General features: G+C 60.5%; 18 protein-coding genes, 5 tRNA genes and 1 pseudogene. 12 read left to right on the top strand and 12 right to left on the bottom strand.

The window, feature by feature from the left end; all coding sequences use genetic code 11:
* Positions 1–53 precede the first annotated feature (53 nt).
* The 3 genes from ACYAS9_RS04520 to ACYAS9_RS04510 all read right to left on the bottom strand — a co-directional run bounded on the left by ACYAS9_RS04520 (position 54) and on the right by ACYAS9_RS04510 (position 3,311).
* Positions 54–473, bottom strand: a complete 420-nt coding sequence (locus ACYAS9_RS04520; RefSeq protein WP_459749195.1) for an organic hydroperoxide resistance protein — start codon at positions 471–473, stop codon at positions 54–56.
* A 114-nt stretch (positions 474–587) separates the two neighbouring features.
* Positions 588–2,687, bottom strand: coding sequence for a TonB-dependent receptor (locus ACYAS9_RS04515; protein WP_463567118.1), 2,100 nt, complete (start codon positions 2,685–2,687; stop codon positions 588–590).
* 174 nt (positions 2,688–2,861) lie between these two features.
* Entirely contained in the window at positions 2,862–3,311 is a 450-nt protein-coding gene (locus ACYAS9_RS04510) for a MarR family winged helix-turn-helix transcriptional regulator (protein WP_463567117.1), read from the bottom strand.
* 107 nt (positions 3,312–3,418) lie between these two features.
* Between ACYAS9_RS04510 and ACYAS9_RS04505 the strand changes: the two genes are divergently transcribed.
* The gene (locus ACYAS9_RS04505; protein ID WP_463567116.1) at positions 3,419–4,165 is read left to right on the top strand and encodes a sulfite exporter TauE/SafE family protein; all 747 of its coding nucleotides are present in this window, start codon (positions 3,419–3,421) and stop codon (positions 4,163–4,165) included.
* Position 4,166: 1 nt separating this feature from the next.
* Here ACYAS9_RS04505 and ACYAS9_RS04500 read toward each other — a convergent pair whose 3' ends face one another.
* Complete coding sequence (locus tag ACYAS9_RS04500) at positions 4,167–5,513, bottom strand: class II 3-deoxy-7-phosphoheptulonate synthase (protein WP_463567115.1); 1,347 nt, start codon at positions 5,511–5,513, stop codon at positions 4,167–4,169.
* Positions 5,514–5,676: 163 nt separating this feature from the next.
* On the opposite strand from ACYAS9_RS04500, the gene ACYAS9_RS04495 reads away from it, so the two are divergent.
* A complete protein-coding gene (locus ACYAS9_RS04495) occupies positions 5,677–6,432 on the top strand; it encodes a spermidine synthase (protein ID WP_463567114.1) in 756 nt (251 codons plus the stop codon).
* Positions 6,433–6,840: 408 nt separating this feature from the next.
* On the top strand, positions 6,841–8,559 hold the full coding sequence (locus ACYAS9_RS04490; RefSeq protein ID WP_463567234.1) for a DEAD/DEAH box helicase: 1,719 nt from the start codon (positions 6,841–6,843) through the stop codon (positions 8,557–8,559).
* Positions 8,560–8,628: 69 nt separating this feature from the next.
* Here the strand turns inward: ACYAS9_RS04490 and ACYAS9_RS04485 are convergent, their stop codons facing one another.
* The 3 genes from ACYAS9_RS04485 to ACYAS9_RS04475 all read right to left on the bottom strand — a co-directional run bounded on the left by ACYAS9_RS04485 (position 8,629) and on the right by ACYAS9_RS04475 (position 11,876).
* Entirely contained in the window at positions 8,629–9,396 is a 768-nt protein-coding gene (locus tag ACYAS9_RS04485) for a DODA-type extradiol aromatic ring-opening family dioxygenase (RefSeq protein ID WP_463567113.1), read from the bottom strand.
* 167 nt (positions 9,397–9,563) lie between these two features.
* On the bottom strand, positions 9,564–10,451 hold the full coding sequence (gene htpX, locus ACYAS9_RS04480) for a protease HtpX (RefSeq protein ID WP_463567112.1): 888 nt from the start codon (positions 10,449–10,451) through the stop codon (positions 9,564–9,566).
* Positions 10,452–10,664: 213 nt separating this feature from the next.
* Positions 10,665–11,876 carry a pyridoxal phosphate-dependent aminotransferase gene (locus ACYAS9_RS04475; protein WP_463567111.1) on the bottom strand — a complete coding sequence of 404 codons (1,212 nt, stop codon included), beginning with the start codon at positions 11,874–11,876 and terminating at the stop codon, positions 10,665–10,667.
* A gap of 189 nt (positions 11,877–12,065) precedes the next feature.
* Here ACYAS9_RS04475 and msrB point away from each other — a divergent pair, with 189 nt between their 5' ends.
* Both msrB and ACYAS9_RS04465 read left to right on the top strand, forming a co-directional pair.
* The gene (gene msrB, locus ACYAS9_RS04470; protein WP_463567110.1) at positions 12,066–12,479 is read left to right on the top strand and encodes a peptide-methionine (R)-S-oxide reductase MsrB; all 414 of its coding nucleotides are present in this window, start codon (positions 12,066–12,068) and stop codon (positions 12,477–12,479) included.
* Between the two features lie 13 nt (positions 12,480–12,492).
* Positions 12,493–12,975, top strand: a complete 483-nt coding sequence (locus ACYAS9_RS04465) for a glutathione peroxidase (RefSeq protein ID WP_463567109.1) — start codon at positions 12,493–12,495, stop codon at positions 12,973–12,975.
* Between the two features lie 21 nt (positions 12,976–12,996).
* Here the strand turns inward: ACYAS9_RS04465 and ACYAS9_RS04460 are convergent, their stop codons facing one another.
* A complete protein-coding gene (locus ACYAS9_RS04460; RefSeq protein WP_463567108.1) occupies positions 12,997–15,369 on the bottom strand; it encodes a hybrid sensor histidine kinase/response regulator in 2,373 nt (790 codons plus the stop codon).
* Between the two features lie 86 nt (positions 15,370–15,455).
* On the opposite strand from ACYAS9_RS04460, the gene ACYAS9_RS04455 reads away from it, so the two are divergent.
* Positions 15,456–16,346, top strand: coding sequence for an ATP-binding protein (locus tag ACYAS9_RS04455; protein WP_463567107.1), 891 nt, complete (start codon positions 15,456–15,458; stop codon positions 16,344–16,346).
* Positions 16,343–16,825, top strand: coding sequence for a GAF domain-containing protein (locus tag ACYAS9_RS04450; protein WP_463567106.1), 483 nt, complete (start codon positions 16,343–16,345; stop codon positions 16,823–16,825). Before ACYAS9_RS04455 ends, ACYAS9_RS04450 begins: the two co-directional genes overlap by 4 nt.
* 48 nt (positions 16,826–16,873) lie before the next feature.
* Here ACYAS9_RS04450 and ACYAS9_RS04445 read toward each other — a convergent pair whose 3' ends face one another.
* Positions 16,874–17,644: a hypothetical protein gene (locus ACYAS9_RS04445; RefSeq protein WP_463567105.1), complete on the bottom strand. Its 771-nt coding sequence runs from the start codon at positions 17,642–17,644 to the stop codon at positions 16,874–16,876.
* Between the two features lie 272 nt (positions 17,645–17,916).
* On the opposite strand from ACYAS9_RS04445, the gene ACYAS9_RS04440 reads away from it, so the two are divergent.
* The 5 genes from ACYAS9_RS04440 to ACYAS9_RS04420 all read left to right on the top strand — a co-directional run bounded on the left by ACYAS9_RS04440 (position 17,917) and on the right by ACYAS9_RS04420 (position 18,484).
* A tRNA-Glu gene (locus ACYAS9_RS04440) sits at positions 17,917–17,992 on the top strand.
* A gap of 5 nt (positions 17,993–17,997) precedes the next feature.
* A tRNA-Gly gene (locus tag ACYAS9_RS04435) sits at positions 17,998–18,073 on the top strand.
* 99 nt (positions 18,074–18,172) lie between these two features.
* Positions 18,173–18,248: transfer RNA gene (locus ACYAS9_RS04430), tRNA-Glu, on the top strand.
* A gap of 4 nt (positions 18,249–18,252) precedes the next feature.
* A tRNA-Gly gene (locus ACYAS9_RS04425) sits at positions 18,253–18,328 on the top strand.
* A gap of 80 nt (positions 18,329–18,408) precedes the next feature.
* Positions 18,409–18,484 (top strand) — tRNA-Gly (locus ACYAS9_RS04420).
* Between the two features lie 123 nt (positions 18,485–18,607).
* On the opposite strand, the gene ACYAS9_RS04415 is transcribed toward ACYAS9_RS04420, so the two are convergent.
* From ACYAS9_RS04415 to ACYAS9_RS04405, 3 genes and pseudogenes are all read right to left on the bottom strand, one after another.
* Entirely contained in the window at positions 18,608–19,312 is a 705-nt protein-coding gene (locus tag ACYAS9_RS04415; protein ID WP_463567233.1) for a methyl-accepting chemotaxis protein, read from the bottom strand.
* Between the two features lie 159 nt (positions 19,313–19,471).
* Positions 19,472–19,594, bottom strand: a pseudogene (locus ACYAS9_RS04410) (HAMP domain-containing protein); the annotation flags it as partial.
* Between the two features lie 1,270 nt (positions 19,595–20,864).
* Complete coding sequence (locus tag ACYAS9_RS04405; RefSeq protein ID WP_463567104.1) at positions 20,865–21,908, bottom strand: LacI family DNA-binding transcriptional regulator; 1,044 nt, start codon at positions 21,906–21,908, stop codon at positions 20,865–20,867.
* Positions 21,909–22,030 lie beyond the last annotated feature (122 nt).

Genomic DNA, 22,030 nt, shown 5'->3' with positions numbered 1-22,030 from the left:
CTGGAATAGGAGGGCAACACCGGACAGGTGTCAACCGGCAAGCCGTTTAACGATCAAACAGTGACGTGCAGGCGAACATCGACATTGCCACGGGTGGCGTTCGAATACGGGCACACCTGGTGGGCGGCGTCGACCAGTTGCTGAGCATCGGCTTGCTCCAGGCCTGGCAGGCTGATGTGCAGGTCGATGTCCAGGCCGAAGCCGCCAGGAATCTGGCCGATGCCGACATGGGCGGTGATCGACGCATCGGCCGGAATGCTGCGCTTGGCCTGGCCGGCAACGAATTTCAGCGCGCCAATGAAGCAAGCTGAGTAGCCGGCGGCAAACAGTTGCTCAGGGTTGGTAGCTGCGCCGCCCGCACCGCCAAGCTCTTTCGGCGTCGCCAGTTTGACGTCGAGGATCTGGTCGCTGGAAATCGCACGACCGTCACGGCCGCCGGTGGATGTGGCAACAGCAGTGTAGAGCGCTTGCATGGGATGACCTCACAGTGGTGGTTTGGCGCACAAAAGGTTTGTGCGCCAACTGAATGCGAAGGAAATGTAGCTCGCAATAATCTTGCGCGCAAGTTAATTTTTGAAAATGGCCGGTCAGAACTTATAGGTGCCTGTCACCACCACACTGCGCGGGTCGCCAAGGCGGATCTGGCCTGCGCTGGTGGCCGAGCTGTAATAGGTGCGATCGGTGATGTTGTTCAGCGCCGTGCGCAGGTCCCAGTCTTTCTGGCGGTAGCCGGCCAGCGCGTCCCAGCGGCCATAGCCTGGCAACACGGCGGTGTTCTGGTTGTCGGCATAACGCTGGCCGACCAGGGTCAGCCCGGTTTCGGCGTACCAGCCCATTTCCGGCTTCCAGGTGAGGAATACGCTGGCGTTGCGTTTGGCGACGTTGCTGACCCGATTACCTTCCAGGCCGTTGTTGTCTTTGACAGTGGTCGCGTCCTGGACGCCGATGCCGCCGCGCATGTACCAGTTGCCGGTCAGTTGCCCGGTGGCGGTCAACTCGATGCCGCGTGAACGTTGCAGGCCGGAAAGAATGGTCAGGCCCGGATTGTCCGGGTCGGTGGTGCGGCGGTTGTAGAGTTCCAGCTCGTAGACGGCCAGGGTGGTGCTCAGGCGATCGCCCAGCCAGTCGCTCTTGACGCCGATTTCTTTCTGCTTGGTCAGCTCCGGGCTCAAGTCGTTGGTATTGCCTGCAGCACCGGGCGTGATGCCGATCAGGCCGCCACCGACCGGCGAAAAGGTCTTGGTCCACGAGGCGTAGAACGAATGATCGGTCAGCGGCGTCCACACCACGCCAACCCGCGGGCTGGTGCTGTGGCTGTCACGTTCTTCGCTGATATTGCGCAGGCGGTTGGTGGTGTCGACCTCGAAACGGTCGTAGCGCAGGCCACCGAGCAACTGCCATTGGTCGTTGATGCGCAACTGGTCCTGCACATACACAGCACGGCTTTCGACTTCGGTGTAGTTGCTGCTCGAGGTGGTCATCAGCCCGGTATGGCGTTGAGTGCGATCCGGATTGAACGGGTCCAGCGACGGCACGACCTGGCTGCCGACACCGCTGGTGGCTGCCGTGTACAGTTTCGGGTCGCGGCGCTGGCTGCCCGTTTCGACGCCGGTAAGCAGGCGATGCTCAAGGCCGAACGTGTCGAAGCTGCCTTCAAGCTCGATGTTATTGAAGACGTTGCGGGTACGCAGGTCTTGCTGCCAGTGCTGGCGGGCGACCCGGCCGGTCGCCGGTGTATAGCCGGTCAGGTAGGTGTTGTCGAAATCGCTGTCGAGTTTGAATACGCCCAGGGTCTGGCGCAGTTGCCAGTGCTCATTGATGTCGTAGCTCAGGCGAGAGCGCAGCGATTGTGCCTTGTCGTCGATGAAATCGCGGCTGTCACCATACGTGGTGCCGCGGCCGACATCGGCCGGGCGCCCGTTGATGCTGGGGATGCCGCGATCCGGCGTGCGATCGAAGCGGCTGTATTCGTACTGCACCAGCCAGTTGAGATCGGGCGTGAGCTGCCAGCTCATGGAGGGTGCGAACAGCTGCCGATGACTGGAAATGTCATCGCGAAAGCTGTTGCTGTCCATATTGCCCATGTTCAGGCGCAGGCTGATGTTCTCGCTGGGATCGCTGCTCAGGTCGGCGTAGAGACTGCGCAGGTCTTCGCTGCCGCCCTGGACTTCGATCTCCGAACGCCGCCCGGCCTGTGGTGCCTTGCTGACACGGTTGACGATGCCGCCCTGGCTGCCACGTCCGTAAAGTACCGCCGCCGGGCCTTTGAGCACTTCGAGGCGCTCGATGTTGTGCAGGTCGCGCACGTACTGGCTGTCGTCGCGAATGCCGTCCAGATAAAAGTCGTTGCTGGCATCGAAGCCACGAATACGCAGGCCGTCGAAGCGCGTGTCGGCACTGTTACTGACGTTGGGCAGGCCGCTCAAGGCCGTGCCCAGATCGTTGACGCCGTAGTCGAGCACATTGGCGGTCTTGACCGTATCGATGGCTTGCGGCACGTAGCGTGCGGGTGTCGAGGTGCGGGTCGCTGTGCTGACCTCTTTTACCCGAGGGTTGGACTCGTCCTGCTCGACGTCGGCGTTGATCGACAGAGCCGGCAGGTTGGTAGGGGCAGCGCAAGCGAAGCCCGCGCCAAGCAAGGCCGAAATACCAAGGGCCAGGGGCGTGAGGCGTGAAGGGGCAGACATGAGGTGATGCATCCTGAGTGTGTGGCGTTATAGTTTTAGGATGCGAATGGTAATGCTTGCTATTTGCTGTTGTTAGGTCTTCTTTGTCGCCTTTGTAGAGCATTTGTTACATTTTATGTCGTGATTGCCTGTAAAGGTTATTCTAGACGCTTGCAGTCTTTGACCGATGTTTTCCTACAGGTGTGCCTGCAGGCTGTCGCGCAGGCCAAGCAGCTGTGCTTGTAGCTCACGCAGTTTTTCCAGCTCCAGGCCGCTGGCCGACAGAATGCAATTGGGCACGCTCAAGGCCTTCTGCTGCAAGGCGCGGCCCTGTTCGGTCAAGTACAACTGCACCACGCGCTCGTCCTGCTTGCTGCGCGTACGGCTGATCAAACCTTCACCTTCCAGGCGTTTGAGCAATGGTGTCAGCGAGCCTGGGTCGGTCAGCAGGCGGCTGCTGACATCACTGACTGTCAGGCCGTCCTGTTCCCAGAGCACCAGCATCGCCAGGTACTGCGGGTAGGTCAGGCCCAGCGCCTGGAGCAAGGGCTTGTAGACCTTGGTCATCGACAGCGAGGTGGAATACAGCGCGAAACATAGCTGGTTATCAAGACGCAGTGCGTCGCAAGCGGCGTTGTCGGTCATGGATAATCCTGAGTCATGGCAAATAGGCGTTTAATTTAGTGCTGCAATCTTTAATGCACCAGATAATTCATGCCGTGATCCGTTTGAGTGTCGATTGAGGAGGCCGTGTGGTCGAGGTTGTGATGTTCGTGTTACTCGGGGCGGCCATGGGCACTCTGGGCGGATTGTTCGGGATCGGCGGCGGTCTGGTGGCGATTCCGGTGCTGGGTGTGGTGTTCGGCCTGGATCAACAGCTGGCACAGGGCACAGCCTTGTTGATGGTATTGCCCAACGTACTGCTGGCGCTGTGGCGCTATAACCAGCGTAACCGTATTCGCCTCAAGCATGCCTTGATGCTGATCGTGCCCAGCTTCGCGCTTGCCTGGCTGACCTCATTATGGGCGGTACGTATCGACCCGCAAAGCATGCGTCTGGGTTTCGTGGCGTTTTTGCTGGTGCTGATTGCATTCAACCTGATGCAGATGGTGCGCAGCAGCGCACGGGTCGGTACCGGGCTCAAGCGCGAGCGCTGGCTGTGGGTGCTGGGGGTTGTTTCAGGGATTACCGGCGGCCTGTTCGGGGTCGGCGGTGGCGTTGTCGCCACGCCGATCCTGACCAGCCTGTTCGGTGCCAGCCAGGTGGTTGCCCAAGGCCTGGCATTGGCGCTGGCGACGCCGAGTACCGGCATCACCTTGCTGACCTATGCCTGGCATCACCATGTCGACTGGCACATGGGCATTCCGCTGGCCGTCGGCGGGCTGGCCAGTATCAGTTGGGGCGTGAAACTGGCCCACTCGATGCCCGAGCGGCGCTTGCGCACGCTGTTCTGCCTGTTTCTGATGTTTTGCGCGGTGATTCTCGCTCTGAAGGTCTGAATCAGCGCTTGACCTGCTTGAGCGTCTCGGCAATCAGAAAGGCCAGTTCCAGCGACTGGTCGGCGTTCATCCGCGGGTCGCAGTGGGTGTGGTAACGGTCCGACAGGCCATCCTCGGTGATCGGCCGCGCGCCACCGATGCATTCGGTGACGTTCTGCCCGGTCATCTCGATATGAATGCCGCCGGCATGCGTGCCTTCAGCCTGATGCACCTGGAAGAACTGCTTCACCTCGCTGAGAATCTGCGCGAAATCCCGGGTCTTGTAACCGCTGCTGGCCTTGATGGTATTGCCGTGCATCGGGTCGGAGCTCCACAACACCTGGCGGCCCTCACGTTCTACGGCGCGGATCAGCGCGGGCAAGTGGTCGCCGACCTTGTTGGCGCCCATGCGCGCGATCAGGTTCAGGCGGCCGGGATCGTTGTCCGGGTTGAGCACATCAATCAGGCGGATCAGGTCTTCAGTGTTCATGCTGGGCCCGACCTTGACGCCGATCGGGTTGTGTACCCCGCGCAAGAACTCGACATGCGCGCCGTCCAGTTGCCGGGTGCGGTCGCCGATCCACAGCATGTGCGCCGAACAGTCGTAATAATCCTGGGTGAGGCTGTCGCGCCGTACGAAGGCTTCTTCGTAATTGAGCAGCAGGGCTTCGTGGGCGGTGAAAAAGCTGGTCTCGCGCAGTTGCGGCGCGGTGTCCAGGCCGCAGGCGCGCATGAAGGCCAGGGTTTCGTCGATGCGATCAGCCAGTTGCGCGTACTTTTGCGCCAGTGCCGAGTTGGCAATGAAATCCAGGTTCCACTTGTGTACCTGATGCAGATCGGCAAAACCGCCCTGGGCGAAGGCGCGCAGCAGGTTGAGGGTCGCGGTCGACTGATGGTAAGCCTGCAACAAGCGGTCGGGGTCCGGCACGCGGCTCTTGCTGTCGAAGCCGATGCCATTGACGATGTCGCCCCGGTAGGCCGGCAGGGTCACGCCGTCGATCGTTTCATCGTTGGAGGAGCGCGGCTTGGCGAACTGGCCGGCCATGCGCCCGACCTTGACCACCGGGCAGCCGGCGGCAAAGGTCATGACAATCGCCATTTGCAGCAAGACCTTGAAGGTGTCGCGGATCTTGGCCGCCGAAAACTCGGCAAAACTCTCGGCGCAGTCGCCGCCCTGCAACAGAAAGGCGCGGCCCTGAGTGACTTCGGCAAACTGGCGGCGCAGCTCACGGGCTTCGCCGGCGAACACCAGCGGCGGAAAACTGGCCAGGCTCTGCTCGACGCGCTGCACATGGGCGGCGTCGGGGTAGAGGGGTTGTTGCTGGATCGGCATGGCCCTCCAGCTGTCGGGGCTCCAGGTTGGGTTCATTCTTGTTGGCTCTTTTATCAGGGCTGATCGAAGGCCGCATGGTATCAGCTCGGCGCCGCGCCGCACCGAAGCCCTGCGCGGCTACGTCGACAAAGCGGCGCGCTTGGCCGACAATTCGCGCTTTGCGCGCTGCCAAGGCTGGCGCGTGCCTTCAGGAGAGGTCATGACCCACGAGCGTGAAGAGCGGATTCTGGCCGAAGTCCATGATGACTTCGGCATGATTCGCGTACTGGAAGTGGACGACTACCGTTTCCTCGAATTCGGCGATGCCATCGAGCAAAGCTGTACCTTCACCGCTGACCCGAGCTGGCTGGAGTACGACTACACCCGCGCCATGCTGGTCGGTGCGTTGTGCCATGACGAGCCGGAAAGCGCCTTGTTCCTCGGCCTTGGCGCCGGCACCCTGACCCAGGCCTGCCTGAAGTTTCTGCCCCTGGAAGATGTCGAAGCCATCGAGCTGCGTCCCGAGGTGCCGCGCCTGGCCATGGAGTTCATGGGCCTGGACGACGACCCGCGCTTGTATGTGCGCATCGGCGATGCGGTGCAACTGCTTGAAACGGCCGAACCCGCCGACCTGATCTTCGTTGACCTTTATACCGATGTCGGTCCCGGTGTCGGGCACCTGGCGTGGGCCTTTCTGGAAAACTGCCAGAAGCGCCTGAACCCCGGCGGCTGGCTGATCATCAATCAGTGGGCCGCCGAAGACGGCCGGCCATTGGGTGCTGCGCTGTTTCGCGGCCTCTACCATCGGCACTACTGGGAACTGCCGGTCAAGGAGGGCAATGTCATCCTCATCGTGCCGGCCGATCTGGATCAGCAATTGAGCAGGGAATCGCTGATCGAGCGCGCCGAAGCGCTGGCGCCGCGCCTGGGCTATTCATTACAGACGTTGATCCGCGATTTGCGTCCTGCGACCTGAAACAGCGCTCTGAAACGCCGCGACGGGCGAGGCATTTTGTCGCGCCCGACCAGCGGTGAAGGGCGTTTTTTTCGCCGAACATGAATCGTTTTAGCAGGCGCAGCCGGATAATTGCTCGTGCGCGGCCCGTTATGGTGGAAAAACCAGCGCTCACGGCGCATGAAACATGCCTCCAGAGCACAACTATTCATAAAAAAAGCCTCACTTATCCGTGCAATTCCGGTATAGTGCGCGCCGGCCTTTACAGGGCCGTTATCCAGGCGATGCACTCACCGGAGCCTGCTTCGGTTGCTGGTTCGCAACGCGAACTAACCTGGTTAATCCATTCATCAATTGTTTTCGCAAATCCCCGCCACAAAGCAGCCAGGGTGACTCTTGAGTCGTACACGGCACGCGCAGCTTTGCAGCATGGGTCTTTGCGGATGCACCAGAGGCAGACCCATGACCCAGGAAATTGGCGGCTTCGCCGCTCTCGACCTTCACCCAAGTATTGTTGCCGCTGTCATCGCGACCGGCTATGAAGAGCCTTCGGCGATTCAGCAGCAATCGATCCCTATTATTCTTGCCGGCCACGACATGATCGGCCAGGCGCAGACAGGTACCGGTAAAACCGCCGCCTTCGCCCTGCCTATCCTGAGCCGTATCGACCCGAGCAAGCGTGAGCCCCAGGCTCTGATCCTGGCGCCCACCCGCGAGCTGGCCCTGCAAGTGGCCACCGCCTTTGAAACCTACGCCAAGCAGATGCCGGGCGTGAACGTTGTGGCTGTCTACGGCGGTGCGCCGATGGGCCCGCAGCTCAAGGCTATCCGTAATGGCGCGCAAATCGTCGTCGCCACCCCGGGCCGTCTGTGCGACCACCTGCGTCGTGACGAAAAAGTCCTCGCCACCGTGAACCATCTGGTTCTCGACGAGGCCGACGAAATGCTCAAGCTGGGCTTCATGGATGACCTGGAAGTCATCTTCGCTGCCATGCCTGAGACCCGTCAGACCGTCCTGTTCTCGGCCACCCTGCCGCAGTCGATCCGTGCCATCGCCGAACGCCACCTGCGCGATCCGAAGCACGTCAAGATCCAGACCAAGACCCAGACCGTCACCAAGATCGAGCAGGCTCACCTGCTGGTTCACGCTGACCAGAAGACCAACGCCGTCCTGAGCCTGCTGGAAGTCGAAGACTTCGACGCACTGATCATGTTCGTGCGTACCAAGCAGGCCACCCTCGACCTGGCCAGCGCCCTGGAAGCCAAAGGCTACAAGGCTGCTGCCCTGAACGGTGACATTGCCCAGAACCAGCGTGAGCGCGTCATCGACTCGCTCAAGGATGGCCGCCTGGACATCGTGGTTGCCACCGACGTTGCCGCTCGCGGTCTGGACGTTCCGCGCATCACCCACGTATTCAACGTGGACATGCCGTACGACCCTGAGTCCTACGTTCACCGTATCGGCCGTACCGGCCGTGCCGGTCGCGAAGGCCGTGCACTGCTGCTGGTCACCCCGCGTGAGCGCCGCATGCTGCAGGTTATCGAGCGTGTGACTGGCCAGAAGGTTGCTGAAGTTCGCCTGCCGGACGCCGCCACCATCCTCAGCGCCCGCATCAAGAAGCTGACCAACAGCCTGACGCCGCTGGTCGCCGATGCTGAAGCCAGCCACGGCGAACTGCTGGACCGCCTGACAACCGACATCGGTTGCTCGCCGCGCGCCCTGGCTGCTGCCCTGCTGCGCAAGGCTACCCTGGGTCAGGCGCTGACCATGGCTGACATCGAGCGTGAGCGTCCACTGGTGCCGAACAATGCACCACGCGGCGATCGCCCTGAGCGTTCCGGTGCCGACCGCGCCGATCGTGGCGACCGTCCAGAGCGCGAGCGTCGTGCTCCGCTGCCGCTGGCCGAAGGCCGTGCCCGTTGCCGTACCGCGCTGGGCGCGCGTGACGGTATCGCCGCCAAGAACCTGCTCGGCGCCATCCTCAACGAAGGTGGCCTGGCACGTGACGCGATCGGTCGTATCCAGATCCGTGACAGCTTCAGCCTGGTTGAACTGCCGGAAGAAGGCCTGGAGCGTCTGCTGACCAAGCTGAAAGACACCCGTGTCGCTGGTAAGCAACTGAAGCTGCGCCGGTATCGCGAAGACTGATTCAGTCTGAGTTAAAAAAATCCCCGACTGGTTCGGGGATTTTTTTTGCCTGTATCTTTTGTGCGCGTATCAGCCGAAACGATAGATATCCATCCCCAGCGCGCCCAGGGTAAAGCCCTGGTGCGCAATGCTGAACTCGCCGCCAGCGCCGCGGGCAAAGTACAGCGGCAGCAGGTGCTCGTCGCTGGGATGGTTGCGCGCGGCGTGCGGTGCGAGGCGGCGATAGTCGTGCAGCGCGGCCTCGTCATCGCTGGCCAGCGTGTCGATCATCCAGTCACGAAACTCAAGCGCCCAGCCGGTGGCGTGTTCGGGCCCGGCGTGCCAGTCCAGCTCACGCAGGTTGTGGGTGATGCTGCCGGAGCCGATGATCAGAATGCCCTGTTCGCGCAATCCGGCCAGCGCCCGGCCGACACGGGTCTGCAAGGCGGGTCCCAGCCGGCTGGGCAGGGAGACCTGCACGACCGGGATATCGGCCTGTGGGTACATCAGCGACAGCGGCACCCAGACGCCGTGATCAAACGGCCGCTGGCTGTCGGGCTGTACCGGCAAACCGTTGGCCTCCAGTTGCTCGATCACCTCTCTGGAGACCTCAGGTGCCCCTGGAGCGGGGTATTGCACGGCAAACAGTTCGGGCGGGAAGCCGCCGAAGTCGTGCCAGGTTTCCGGTTGCGGGTTGATATTGACGCTCAGGCGCGCGCTTTCCCAGTGCGCCGAGACAATGACGATGGCGCGTGGGCGTGGCAATTCGGCGGCCAGACGTGCAAGGGCAGGGCCGCTAGCGCCGGGCTCCAGCGCCAGCATGGGCGAGCCGTGGGAAATGAACAGGCTGGGAAACATGAAGGGTCTCCTGAAAATGGGCAATGGCCTATCTTCAGGCACAAGATCGATCCAGATCTAATATAAGTTCTGCGGTTCAATGATCGAATTTGTTGAAGTGTCTGACGCAAAAAGGGCGACTCACGTCGCCCTTTTGGTAACTCCAGCTTCACAGCTTCAGCAGATGATCAGCCGCGCTGGCGCAAGGCCTCGATGCGCTCTTCAAGCGGCGGGTGGCTCATGAACAGGCCTGCCAGGCCATGCTTGAGGCCGCCGTTGATACCGAAGGCGCTCAGCGTTGCGGGCATTTGCACCGGCACGCCCTGTTCGGAACGCAGGCGCTGCAGGGCGCCAATCATGGCCTGTGTGCCGGCCAGTTGCGCACCGGCTTCGTCGGCGCGGTATTCGCGCTTGCGCGAGAACCACATAACGATGGCGCTGGCCAGAAAGCCCAGTACCAGTTCGGCGAAGATCGTGGTGATGTAATACGCAATGCCCTGGCCGTTCTCGGTCTTGAAGATCACCTTGTCGACAAAGTTGCCGATGATGCGTGCAAAGAACATCACAAAAGTGTTCACCACGCCTTGCATCAGCGCCATGGTGACCATGTCGCCGTTGGCCACGTGGCCGATTTCATGAGCCAGAACCGCCTTGACTTCATCGGGCGAAAAACGCTCCAGCATGCCCTGGCTGACCGCCACCAGTGCATCGTTGCGATTCCAGCCGGTGGCGAAGGCATTGGCCTCGTAGGCCGGGAAGATACCGACCTCCGGGGGCTTGATGCCGGCCTCGCGGGCCAGTTGCTCGACGGTTTGTAGCAGCCATTGCTCATGCCGGGTGCGGGGCTGGGTAATGATCTGCGTGCCGGTACTCATCTTTGCCGACCATTTGGAAATCAGCAGTGAGAACAGCGAACCTGCGAACCCGAACACGGCGCAGAACACCAGCAGCTGATTGAGGTTCAGATCCACCCCGTTGGCCGCCATGAACCCGTTGAAGCCGAACAGGCTCAGGGTGATGCTGGCAATCAGCACCACCGCCAGGTTGGTGGCCAGAAACAGCAAGATGCGCATCATGGTCGAAACGTTCTCCTCGGAACAAATATGTAACGCGATGCCGGGTATATAAGGCGATGCCAGTCGCTATTCAACTGAGGGACTATTTCAAACTGTGTCGTTTTCTTTCAGGCAAGCGTAAACCGCTCAGGCTGAACGTACGCTGAGAGAGGTGCAGGCGGGGCGGGCAGTGACTGTCCCTGCCCGAAGAGGGCAGGGACGGCAGGCAGGCTGTTACTGGCGGTAGCCTTTGAGGAAGCTGCCGATGCGACCGATGGCCTGTTCCAGGTCATCGACGCGCGGCAAGGTCACCACGCGGAAGTGGTCCGGCCATGGCCAGTTGAACGCTGTGCCCTGGACGATCAGCAGCTTTTCCGACAGCAGCAGGTCGAGGGCGAATTTCTCGTCGTTATGGATCGGGCAGACCTTCGGGTCGATCCGCGGGAACGCATACAGTGCGCCCATCGGCTTGACGCAGCTGACGCCGGGAATATCGTTGAGCAACTCCCAGGTACGGTTGCGCTGCTCCAGCAGACGGCCTTGCGGCAGCACCAGGTCATTGATGCTCTGGTAGCCGCCCAGTGCGGTCTGGATGGCGTGCTGGCTCGGCACGTTGGCGCACAGGCGCATGTTGGCCAGCATGTCGATGCCTTCGATATAGCTTTGCGCGGTGTGCCTGGGACCGGAAATGGCCAGCCAGCCGGAGCGGAAGCCCGCCACGCGATACGACTTGGACAACCCGTTGAAGGTCAGGCACAACACGTCCGGTGCCAGCGAAGCGGTGCAGATGTGTACAGCCTCGTCGTAGAGAATCTTGTCGTAGATCTCGTCGGAGAACACCACCAGATTGTGCTGGCGTGCCAGCTCCAGCATGCCCAGCAGCACCTCTTTGGGGTACACGGCGCCTGTGGGGTTGTTCGGGTTGATGATCACCAGGGCCTTGGTGTTGGGGGTGATCTTGGCCTTGATGTCGGCAAGGTCGGGCCACCAGTTGGCCTGCTCGTCGCACAGGTAATGCACCGGGTTGCCGCCGGCCAGGCTCACGGCTGCCGTCCACAGCGGGTAATCCGGGGCCGGAATCAGCACTTCGTCGCCGTTGTTGAGCAGTGCCTGCATCGACATCACGATCAGTTCGGAGACGCCGTTGCCCAGGTAGATGTCTTCGATGCCGACACCTTCGACCTGTTTCTGCTGGTAATACTGCATGACCGCCTTGCGGGCGCTGAACAGGCCCTTGGAGTCACTGTAGCCCTGTGCGGTAGGCAGGTTGCGGATCACGTCCTGAAGAATTTCATCCGGCGCCTCGAAACCGAATGGCGCCGGGTTGCCGATGTTCAGCTTGAGGATGCGATGGCCTTCCTCTTCCAGGCGTTTGGCGTGCTTGAGCACAGGCCCGCGAATGTCGTAGCAGACGTTGGCGAGCTTGTTCGATTTGCTGAACTGCATGTGGAAGATCCCGAAAATGGACGTGCGATTGCCTGAGCAACGGTCTGACGGCACGAAGGCCGTGAAAAATTGGGTTTGTCTGGGTCAGAAGCGGGTGACAGACTGACGACTGATGAGGCGCAATCATACGTGCCACCCGACCTGTGGAAAAGACACAGATCGGGGTTTTTCGGATGCGGAGGTGTACCTGTGGACAAGTTGCAAAAGACCCGTGAAGAGTGGCAAGCGATGCTCGACCCCCTGCAATATCAGGTGTGTCGCCTTAAAGGGACCGAGCGGCCGTATACCGGCAAATACACCGACACCAAGACAGACGGCGTCTATCATTGCGTGTGCTGCGACCTGGCGTTGTTCGACTCGAAGACCAAGTTCGACTCCGGTTGCGGCTGGCCCAGCTTTTATGACGTGATCGACGACGGTGCTGTGGTCGAGGTGCGCGATATCAGCCACGGCATGATCCGCACTGAAACCGTCTGTGCGCGTTGCGATGCGCACCTGGGGCATGTTTTTCCCGATGGCCCGCCGCCGACCGGTCTGCGCTACTGCATCAACTCGGTGTGCCTGACCCTGGTGCCGCGTGACACTGCAACCCCATCTGACTGACACGGAACTGACCATGAGCGACGATTTGCTGAGCATCCCCTGCACGACGCTTACGGGTGAGCGCAAGACATTCGGCGATGTTGCAGGCAAGGTGACGCTGGTGGTCAACACCGCCAGCCAGTGCGGCTTCACCCCGCAATACAAGGGGCTGGAGCAACTCTGGCAGCGTTACAAGGCGCGCGGGCTGGTGGTACTGGGCTTTCCCTGCAACCAGTTCGGCCGCCAGGAGCCAGGCAGCGCGAAGGAGATCGGCGAGTTTTGCGAGTTGAACTTCGGTGTCAGCTTTGCGCTGTTCGGCAAGGTCGACGTCAATGGCGATGCGGCGCACCCGCTGTTCGTCGAACTCAAGCGACGCGCGCCCGGCCTGTTGGGCAGCCAGCGCATCAAGTGGAATTTCACCAAGTTCCTGATCACCCGGGATGGGCAGGTTCAGCGCTTCTCGCCGCTGGTCAAGCCGCAAGCCCTTGAAGCGCAGATCGAAGCGCTGCTTTCATAAGCCTGCGATCACAGCCGGCAATCACTGTGCAATGTGCGGCAAGCCAGTGGGCTCCTGGGTTGCCGGCACCCACTGATCCAGCACACTGAGCAATTCTGCACGACGAAACGGCTTGGCCAGATAGTCGTCCATTCCGGCGTCCCGGCAGCGTTCGCGCTCTTCAGGCATGGCATTGGCCGTCAGTGCGACGATTGGCAAGTCTGGCCAGCGCCCGCTGTGGCGAATCTGTCGGCTGGCTTCATAGCCATCCATCACCGGCATGTTGCAGTCCATCAGGACCAGATCGAACGAGGTGTGCTCCAGTGCCTCAAGCGCCTCGCCGCCGTGGGCGCTAATCGTGACCTCGCAGCCAAGCTTGTTGAGCATGCCTTTGGCGACCATCTGATTGACCGGGTTGTCCTCGACCAGCAACACGCGCGCCTTGCACGGCGCGGTGGCTTCCTTGGGGTGGTCTTCACCGTCAGGCGTTTCCTGGCGCAGGGCGCGGCGCAAAATCTGGTACAGCGCATTGCGTGCAAGAGGTCTGGCCAGTTGTTGCAGTGGCGCCAGAGCGCTGACCTGTTCGGCGGGCATGAAATTGCCATAGGCGGTGACCAGCAGAATCGGCACCGAGGTGCCACGGCGAATATCGAACAGGCATTCGGGGCAGTCGGTGATCAGCAGGTCGGGGCGGGTTTCGGCTTCCAGAAACGTGCTGGCCTCATCGATGCTGCGCCGTTCCAGCGTGACGCCCCAGCCTGGCAACTGCTTGCCGAGCAGTTCGACCAGGCCGCTGCCGGCCATGCTGATCACCGTGACCCGCCCGCTCAGGCGCGCATGGGGCACGGTATCGAGGTGCACCGGCAACGGCAGTTCGGCACTGAAGCGGCTGCCGAATCCGGGCTGCGATTCGATGGACAACCGGCCGTTCATGGCCTCGCACAGGTTATGGGTCAGCGCCAGGCCCAGGCCGGTGCCGCCAAACTGCCGGGTGATCGCGGTTTCGGCCTGGGTAAACGGCTGGATGATTTTTGCCTGGGCTTCCCGGGCAATCCCGATGCCGGTGTCACGGACTTCGATGCGCACCTGATGGCTCTGGCTGTCATTGTCCAGATAATGACTCAGCCGCACATCCACCCGGCCGAAGCGGGTGAACTTCAAGGCGTTGGACAGCAGGTTGCTGACGATCTGCCGCACCCGCGTCGGGTCGCCCAGCACCGAGGCCGGGAAGTCCGGCGCAATCAGGCAGGTCAGCTCAACGCTGGGCGCGGTGTTCTGCGAAAGCAGGATGGCGGTGTCTTCGGCCAGCGAACACAGGTCAAAGGGAATGCGCTCGAACTCCAGATGCCCGGCATTGAATTTGGACATGTCGAGAATATCGTTGAGCAACTCGACCAGCACCTTGCCCGAGTCGTGGGCGATCATCAGTTGCTGGCGCTGCTCAGGGCCGAGCGGGCCGTCCAGTGACAGTGCCAGCATGCCCAGCAGGCCATTGAGCGGGGTGCGGATCTCGTGGCTCATGTGCGCCAGAAATGCCGAGCGGGCCTGGGCCATGTCCAGCGCGGTGCTGCGTGCCAGTTGCAGTTCTTCGTTGGACTGGCTCAGGCGCAGGTTGCTGGCCTTGAGCTCGGTGGTGCGGGCGGCCACGATGTTTTCCAGCTCATCAAGATGCCGGGTCAGCCGGTCTTCGGCTTCGCGGCGCTGAGCAAACTCGCTGGCCACGGTTGCAATCTGGCCATTGACCACCTTGACCAGTACGCCGATCTCGTCGTGTTCATGGCCGGGCGGGCAGATCATCCTGTCCTGCTCGTGGCGGCGCGGGTCGTGGACGGTGAGGGCGCGGATCAAGTCGACCAGCGGCTTGGTGAGGGTCATATAGAACAGGCTGCAGAGGATCGCCGCCAACACCAGGCTGCGCACAAAGCCATTGAGCAGGGTGATCTCGGCGCGTTGCAGAAACGGGCTGCCGAAGGCAAAGGTGTCGACGGTCAGGCGCAGGGTGCCGATGGGTTCATTGGGCATGCTGTCCAGGCTCAGCCGCTGTTCGAATTCGCGGCTTTCACCGAACAGGTAATCGCTGAGCAGGCGATAGCGCCCGGTGGTCATGGGGCGATCGACACTGGCCAGCACCATATTGTTGTTATCGGTCAGTCGCGCACTGATCACGGCCGATGAGTGCAGCAGGCCCAGCGTCAGTTCCTGGGCCAGTTCGGCGTCCAGGTTGTAGGCAATCCGCGAGGCCGGGTTGTGGCTGATTTCCAGCAGCGCGTGAATTTCACGATCGATGGAGGCGTCTTCGCTGGCATAATCGAGGCCAATCTGGAACAGGCTGAGCAGCGTTCCGAGCACGAAGCCGATCGCCACGGCAAGACGCGCCTGTTTGAACGACAACCTCTTGGTAAAGGCTATATCCATAGGTTAATGCTACTTCCGGTCTGCATTGCGCACGTAGCATAGCCGATGAAGGTCGGGTTAAATCGATCAATATAGAAGGAGTTACAGTGGATTCCCGGCTCAATGCTTTTCTTGAACGCGCAGAAACGGTACTGGCCCGCCTTGAGCCTTTGTTGCCTGCGCCGCGCCAGGCCGTCGACTGGTCGCACAGCCTGGCCGCGCGCTGGGTGCGCGAAGGCCGCAGTGGCTACTTGTTGCCCCTTGAGGTCAGCCTGGACATGCGCTTGTCCGACCTGATCGGGGTGGACCTGCAGCGCGACCAGTTGGGGCGCAACACCCGCCAGTTCATCGACGGCCTGCCTGCCAACCATGCCTTGCTCTGGGGCTCGCGCGGCACCGGCAAGTCTTCGCTGGTGCGTGCCTTGCTGGCCGAGTACCACGCTGACGGCCTGCGCCTGATCGAGATCGAGCGCGATCATCTGGGCGACCTGCCACGTCTGGTCGAGCAATTGCAGGCGCTGCCACAGCGCTTCGTGCTGTTCTGCGACGACCTGTCGTTCGAGTCGGGGGAGGGTGACTACCGCGTGCTCAAGAGCGTGCTCGATGGCTCGCTGGAGCAGGCTCCCGACAACGTTCTGCTGTACGCCACCTCCAACCGCCGCCACCTGGTGCCGGAAAAAGAGAGCGATAACCTCAACTGGAAGCACGTCGACGGCGAGTTGCACCCCAGCGAGGCAGTCGAAGACAAGATCGCGTTGTCAGACCGGTTCGGCCTGTGGCTGTCGTTCTATCCTTTTACCCAGTCGCATTATCTGGATGTGGTCGAACACTGGGTCGGCCAGTTGGCCGCTGCCGCTGACCTGAAATGGCAGCGCGACGAAGCGCTGGATATTCTGGCGGTGCGCTGGGCCACCGGCCGCGGTAACCGTAATGGTCGCTGTGCCTATCAGTTCGCCCGTTACTGGGTTGGCCTGCAACTGCTGGAGCAACGCCCATGATCGACCTCAGCGAAGCCGGCGAAGGCCTGCAAGGTTATGCACTGCTGGCGGCCCAGTTGCAGTCTCTGCTGGCTGACGAGCGTGATTTCATTGCCAATGCCGCGCAGTTTTCGGCCTTTCTTTATACCCAGCTCGAAGACCTCAACTGGGCAGGCTTTTATCTGAATCGCGATGAAGAGCTGGTACTGGGGCCGTTTCAGGGGCAGATCGCCTGTGTACGCATTCCCTTCGGGCGCGGGGTGTGCGGGGCCGCAGCGCAAAGCCTGCAGACTCAGCGTGTCGAAGACGTGCATGCGTTTGCCGGTCACATCGCCTGCGACAGTGCCTCGAACAGTGAGTTGGTGGTGCCATTGATCAAGCAAGGGCGCCTGATCGGCGTACTGGACCTGGACAGCCCGCGGCTGGGGCGTTTCAGCGTACAGGACCAGGAAGGTATCGAGCGCCTGGCGGCGATCTTTCTGCAGGCCAGCGACTGCTGAGCCTGTCTGCGGTGCGCATGCGGGTCATGCGCACCGGCACAGCGGTCATCAGTCGTAGATGACCTTCTTCTTCCATTCGGTCTGCTCGGCGTCGGCCTTCAAGCCTTCGGTCAGGGCGTTCTCGTCGTTTTCGGTCGGTGCGGTGTTGGTCAGCACGATCGAGTTGACGCGAGCCAGTTGCTTTTCCATGGTCGCCAGCTGGTTCTGGTAGGTCACAGGGTCCGGCTGATTGCGCAGGTAGTTCACACCACGTTCGAAGGCCAGGCGCGCCTGGCCTGGCTGCTCCTGGTTCATCGCTTCCTGGCCAAGGGTATTGAAGAACTCGATGTGCAGCAGCACCAGGATATGGCGGATCTCGCGAATCCAGTGTTTCGCTTCGCTGGTGTGCAGAAAGCCATCGTGGGCGGCGCGGGTCACTTGGGCATGCAGCGCCTCAAGCAGGAAGCGCACATCCTTGGCCTTGGCTTCGGTCTGAATCGCCGCCACGGGGTTGGTGATCGGAATCGCCTCGCCCTTGGCAACCAGCTCTTCAAGTTCTTCTGCGCGAAACTTGAGCTGCGCATTGGTCTTTTCCAGGTTCAGCATGCGCTGCACAACATTAAGCTCAAGGCGCGTCAGCAACAGCTTGAGAGCAGGCGTCATCAATTGCCCGGGGAAGGTTTCACTTATTTCCGAGCAGCGTCGCAGGCGGTCGTTGAGTTCGACTTTATGGCGTGCCTTGTCCAGCTTTTTGTTCTCAGACACATGGTTCAGGTAACCGATTGCTATAAGCAGTGCGATACCAACCAGTATGAGCACCGTGATCATGAGTGGTGTCACTGTGCAGACCTCTTTTGTAGTCCAGGTAATTGATGGCGAGTGTAGTGGCTAAGCACTATTGCGCCTAGATGTTGTTATCCGCTTGCGCGGCAAAATCTTGATGCTTGCAGCGCATGAGGCGACCTGCGGTTGGACCATCAATCATCACGAAGTATTTGATTTAAATAAATTTTCAGATGGGGGTTGACGACCTTTCAATCCATCCATAGAATGCGCGCCACTTACAGCGTAAAGCACACAGCGAAACGCGGTAGGGAGTGAAGTTGTAGTGTGTCCCCTTCGTCTAGTGGCCTAGGACACCGCCCTTTCACGGCGGTAACAGGGGTTCGAGTCCCCTAGGGGACGCCATATAAGCGGGAATAGCTCAGTTGGTAGAGCACGACCTTGCCAAGGTCGGGGTCGCGAGTTCGAGTCTCGTTTCCCGCTCCAGTTTCAAGCAGCACTGCTCAGGCGGTACTGGTGAAAACAGAAAGTGACCATTTGTCACCTTCTGGTAGTTTGAAACATTATGAATATGTTTCGGGCAACGTCCCCTTCGTCTAGTGGCCTAGGACACCGCCCTTTCACGGCGGTAACAGGGGTTCGAGTCCCCTAGGGGACGCCATTAAGCGGGAATAGCTCAGTTGGTAGAGCACGACCTTGCCAAGGTCGGGGTCGCGAGTTCGAGTCTCGTTTCCCGCTCCAAATATGGCGTTGAAGCTTTAGGGCTTCAAGGCAAAGAAAACGCCTCGACTTGTTCGGGGTGTTTTTTTTACAGCAACAATGCGGGAATAGCTCAGTTGGTAGAGCACGACCTTGCCAAGGTCGGGGTCGCGAGTTCGAGTCTCGTTTCCCGCTCCATATACGTAGTGCGCTGTAGGGTTCTGATGAGTTCTGCAAGCGATTGAAAAAAGGACCTTCGGGTCCTTTTTTCGTTGTGGGCTATCGCAAAGTCCGGCGATAGCCGCTACCGGCCTTGTGCATTCACAGTTTGAAGCGCGCCACCACGGTGCGCAGCTCCATTGCTAGCTGCGAGAGTTCTTCTGCGGTGTGCGCATTATCTTCAATGCCTTCCATCAGTGCCTGGCTGCCATTACGGATTTCGGTCACGTTGCGATTGATGTCCTCCGACACGGCATGTTGCTGCACTGCCGCGCTGGCAATCTGGGTGTTCATGCCCACAATCTGATCGACGCCCTCGTTGATCGCATCCAGCTTCGTTGAGGCCTGATCGGCGGATTCAATGCATTCCTGGGTGCGTTGTTTGCTCGCTTTCATTTGCTCGACGGTCGCTGAGGTTGCCAGTTGCAATGCCTGAATGATCCGGCGAATTTCCTCCGTGGAATTTTGCGTGCGTGAGGCCAGGGTCCGGACTTCATCGGCCACCACGGCAAAGCCGCGACCCTGTTCGCCTGCACGAGCGGCCTCGATGGCGGCGTTCAACGCCAGCAGATTGGTTTGGTCGGCAATATTGCGAATGACCTCGATGACCCCGCCGATCTGATTGCTGTGTTCAGCGAGCGCCGACACCTTTTGAGCGCTGAGTTCGACTTCATGAGTCAATGTTTCAACGGTTATCCGGGTTTGCTGCATCATGGCAAGGCCCGAGCCACATGCCTGGCTGGCCTGCGCTGCGGCCTGGGCTGCACCTTCGGTGTTTTGCGCAACATCGGCAACGCTGGTGGTCATCTCGTTGATGGCGGTAGCGACTTGCTCGGTTTCGCTTTGCTGGGCATGCATCGAGTGCTTGGCACGATCGATCGACAGGCCCATGCGGATGGCGGCATCCGCTACCGATTGCGAGCTGCGCTCTACCTGGGCAAGTGAAAGGCTGAAGGCCTGGACCATATGATTCAGGGCGTTCCCCACATCGGCGACTTCATCCTTGCCTGGCACTTGAGCGCGGGCCGTCAGGTCACCCTGAGCGATAAGGCGCGTAGCCTCCAGCACTTGATTGATGGCGTGGCGCATGGCGCTGTAAATGCCGCTGAATGCATAGACAAGCAGCAAGCCCATCAAGACAAACATACCGAGCAGCAAGGCTCGTTCAGTGGCCTGCTCCTGGGCCCGTTGGGCCAGTAGGTTCAGCAGTGCATCCTGCAGGATGTCCTGAGCCTTATACAGTTCGGCCACGACAGCATTGCCCTTGGCGGGAAGGTTTTGTACGCCGCCCAGTGTTTCGCTGGTCGAGGCGATGACCGACTCAAGGTCCTCGCGAAAGCTGTCCAGGTCCGCCAGTGAGCGGGTCACCGGTGCCTGAATTGTGTCGGCGAGTGCAGGTTCCTTGCGGCGCAACAAACTCAGGCTTTGCTGCAACTCTTTACGGATCAGCACTTCTTGCTTGAGCAATGACTTGATCACTGAGCGGGTGCTGTCATTGAGCACCTCGCCATTGCGCAGCCCGCTCGCGATGCCGCGCAGTTGTCCGACGATGTTGATTTGCCGGGGCAGCCTGATCGTGCTTTGGTCGATCATGAACAGCGATGCGAAATCTTCATCCAGTACCATCCCTGATGTCGCAGACACGAAGTAAACGAAATTCAATGTCTCGGTCAGTTGATCATTCCAGTCGTCGAACATTTTGGCCTGGTCGGCATTGTTCCGGGCGCGTTCGATCAGTTGTCGCGCCCCTGAATGAAGACGCGGTACACGATCGCCGGTTTCCAGTTGGCGATTGAACTGCATGTCGGTGGCTTCAAGCCTGGTGAAGGCATCTTCCAGCTTGACCTGGTTCGCCGACACGTCGGATTGCGCGGTTGGATCACCGCTCAGCAAGCGATTGGTCAGGGCTCGTTGCAGCATCGATAGCCTGAGCACCGGCGTCACATCCATCAGATAGCGCTGACCCAGCTGTTCAGAGTTGATGCTTTCAAGGCTGTTGTTGATCTGATGGATGAGGCGTGTACCGAGCATCAGCAGGGGAATCAGGACAATGATTGCCAGCAGGCTGAACTTGGCAGGAAAGCGCAGCCGGTTGGCCACGCTTATGGCAGGAGTCAAAATATTCATAGACGTTCTCACGGCCCGAAGCGGGGCGCTTTTGAAATGTTTTAGGAGTGAGAACGGTCCTTTTTCTCATGCGGCCGAGCCTTTTCCGGCTTTCTGGCCGACAGCGTTCTTATGTGGCTAGACATGTCGGACGCTGCGTGGAGGGGATCCTAATAACTTTCAAATTACTTGTACAAAAGTATATTTTTGTACAGTTCGAGAACGATTTTTTTCGATTAATGTCGCAATGACATCACTGCTTCAGACCTCGGCCCTTCATGGCGGAGCTCGCTCGCACCTGCAATTGCGGCGCGAGAATGATCGACTCAGCGGGCTCGCCCTTGATGCGCTTTTGCAGCAGTTCCACTGCATGCACGCCCATTTGCGCCAATGGCAGGCGCACGCTGGTCAGCGGCACAAAAAGTTCTTTGGCCAGCGGGGTGTCGTTGAAGCCCACCACGGCAATGTCCTTGCCCGGCTCCAGTCCCTTGTCGCGCGCCGCGCCCATCAGGCCGATGGCGAGGAAGTCGTTGACCGCAAAAAACGCCTGCGGGGCAGGGTTGAGCCCCAACAGGTGTTCGCCTTGCCGGTGCCCGGTAAGGCTGTCGAAGGGACCATTGAGGATCCACTCCGGGCGCAGTGTGATGCCTTTTTCGCGGTAGTAGCGGATGAACCCGCGGGTGCGGTCTGCGCCGGTGGAAGCATGCCGTTCGCCTGCCAGTATCGCCACATCGCGGCAGCCCTGCTGATACAGGTGCTCGGCCGCCAGCCAGCCGCCCAATTCGTCGTCGCTGCCCGCCATCAGGTGGCCGGCAATCTGGCGGCTGACGAGCACATAGGGAATGTGCTTGCGCTGTAGCAAGTCCAGCAGTGGCTGGTTTTCACCCACGTGCGAGTCACCGACGATCAGCCCGGCCACCGAGCGACGCAAGGCGTGCTCGGCGCGCGCCATTTGTCGCACCGGCTGGTCGTCGGTGTTGGAGACGAACGTGTGAAAGCCCGCTTGTTCGGCGGCGCTGTCGATGCTGTCGTAAATGGTCGCCATCACCAGGTCGGTGAGGCGCGGCATCAGCACGCAGATCTCCTGGCTTTTGCGCAATTTCAGGTTGGATGCCTGCGTGTTCGGCTGATAGTCCAGCTCTTTGGCCAGCGCGCGAATGCGCGCTACCACCTCGGCCGAAGCGGCTCGCTCGACGCCTGCCGGGTCGCCATTGAGTACCCGGGACAACGTGGAAACGTGTATCCCCAGCGTGGTCGCCATGGACTTCAGTGTGGCGGGGCGAGCTTGATTCGGCATGTCTGAGAGGCTTCCAACCGTCTGTTTTCCTGCGCGCGATTCTATCCCAATCGCTGCGCGGGCCCTCGATATAAATCTTTACCCAAACGATTGACTAACACTTTTCCAGACTCTACATTTCG

It is taken from the genome of Pseudomonas sp. HP_08 (genome assembly GCF_055284095.1).
Note: the sequence above shows the minus strand (reverse complement) of the source record. Positions and strands in the feature narration are given on the sequence as shown.

Excerpts from the sequence above, each read along its gene's own strand:
- ACYAS9_RS04520 (WP_459749195.1), bottom strand. The coding sequence starts at position 473 with ATGCAAGCGCTCTACACTGCTGTTGCCACATCCACCGGCGGCCGTGAC.
- ACYAS9_RS04515 (WP_463567118.1), bottom strand. The coding sequence starts at position 2,687 with ATGTCTGCCCCTTCACGCCTCACGCCCCTGGCCCTTGGTATTTCGGCC.
- ACYAS9_RS04510 (WP_463567117.1), bottom strand. The coding sequence starts at position 3,311 with ATGACCGACAACGCCGCTTGCGACGCACTGCGTCTTGATAACCAGCTA.
- ACYAS9_RS04500 (WP_463567115.1), bottom strand. The coding sequence starts at position 5,513 with ATGAACCCAACCTGGAGCCCCGACAGCTGGAGGGCCATGCCGATCCAG.
- ACYAS9_RS04495 (WP_463567114.1), top strand. The coding sequence starts at position 5,677 with ATGACCCACGAGCGTGAAGAGCGGATTCTGGCCGAAGTCCATGATGAC.
- ACYAS9_RS04490 (WP_463567234.1), top strand. The coding sequence starts at position 6,841 with ATGGGTCTTTGCGGATGCACCAGAGGCAGACCCATGACCCAGGAAATT.
- ACYAS9_RS04485 (WP_463567113.1), bottom strand. The coding sequence starts at position 9,396 with ATGTTTCCCAGCCTGTTCATTTCCCACGGCTCGCCCATGCTGGCGCTG.
- htpX (WP_463567112.1), bottom strand. The coding sequence starts at position 10,451 with ATGATGCGCATCTTGCTGTTTCTGGCCACCAACCTGGCGGTGGTGCTG.
- ACYAS9_RS04475 (WP_463567111.1), bottom strand. The coding sequence starts at position 11,876 with ATGCAGTTCAGCAAATCGAACAAGCTCGCCAACGTCTGCTACGACATT.
- ACYAS9_RS04465 (WP_463567109.1), top strand. The coding sequence starts at position 12,493 with ATGAGCGACGATTTGCTGAGCATCCCCTGCACGACGCTTACGGGTGAG.
- ACYAS9_RS04460 (WP_463567108.1), bottom strand. The coding sequence starts at position 15,369 with ATGGATATAGCCTTTACCAAGAGGTTGTCGTTCAAACAGGCGCGTCTT.
- ACYAS9_RS04450 (WP_463567106.1), top strand. The coding sequence starts at position 16,343 with ATGATCGACCTCAGCGAAGCCGGCGAAGGCCTGCAAGGTTATGCACTG.
- ACYAS9_RS04415 (WP_463567233.1), bottom strand. The coding sequence starts at position 19,312 with ATGACCACCAGCGTTGCCGATGTTGCGCAAAACACCGAAGGTGCAGCC.
- ACYAS9_RS04405 (WP_463567104.1), bottom strand. The coding sequence starts at position 21,908 with ATGCCGAATCAAGCTCGCCCCGCCACACTGAAGTCCATGGCGACCACG.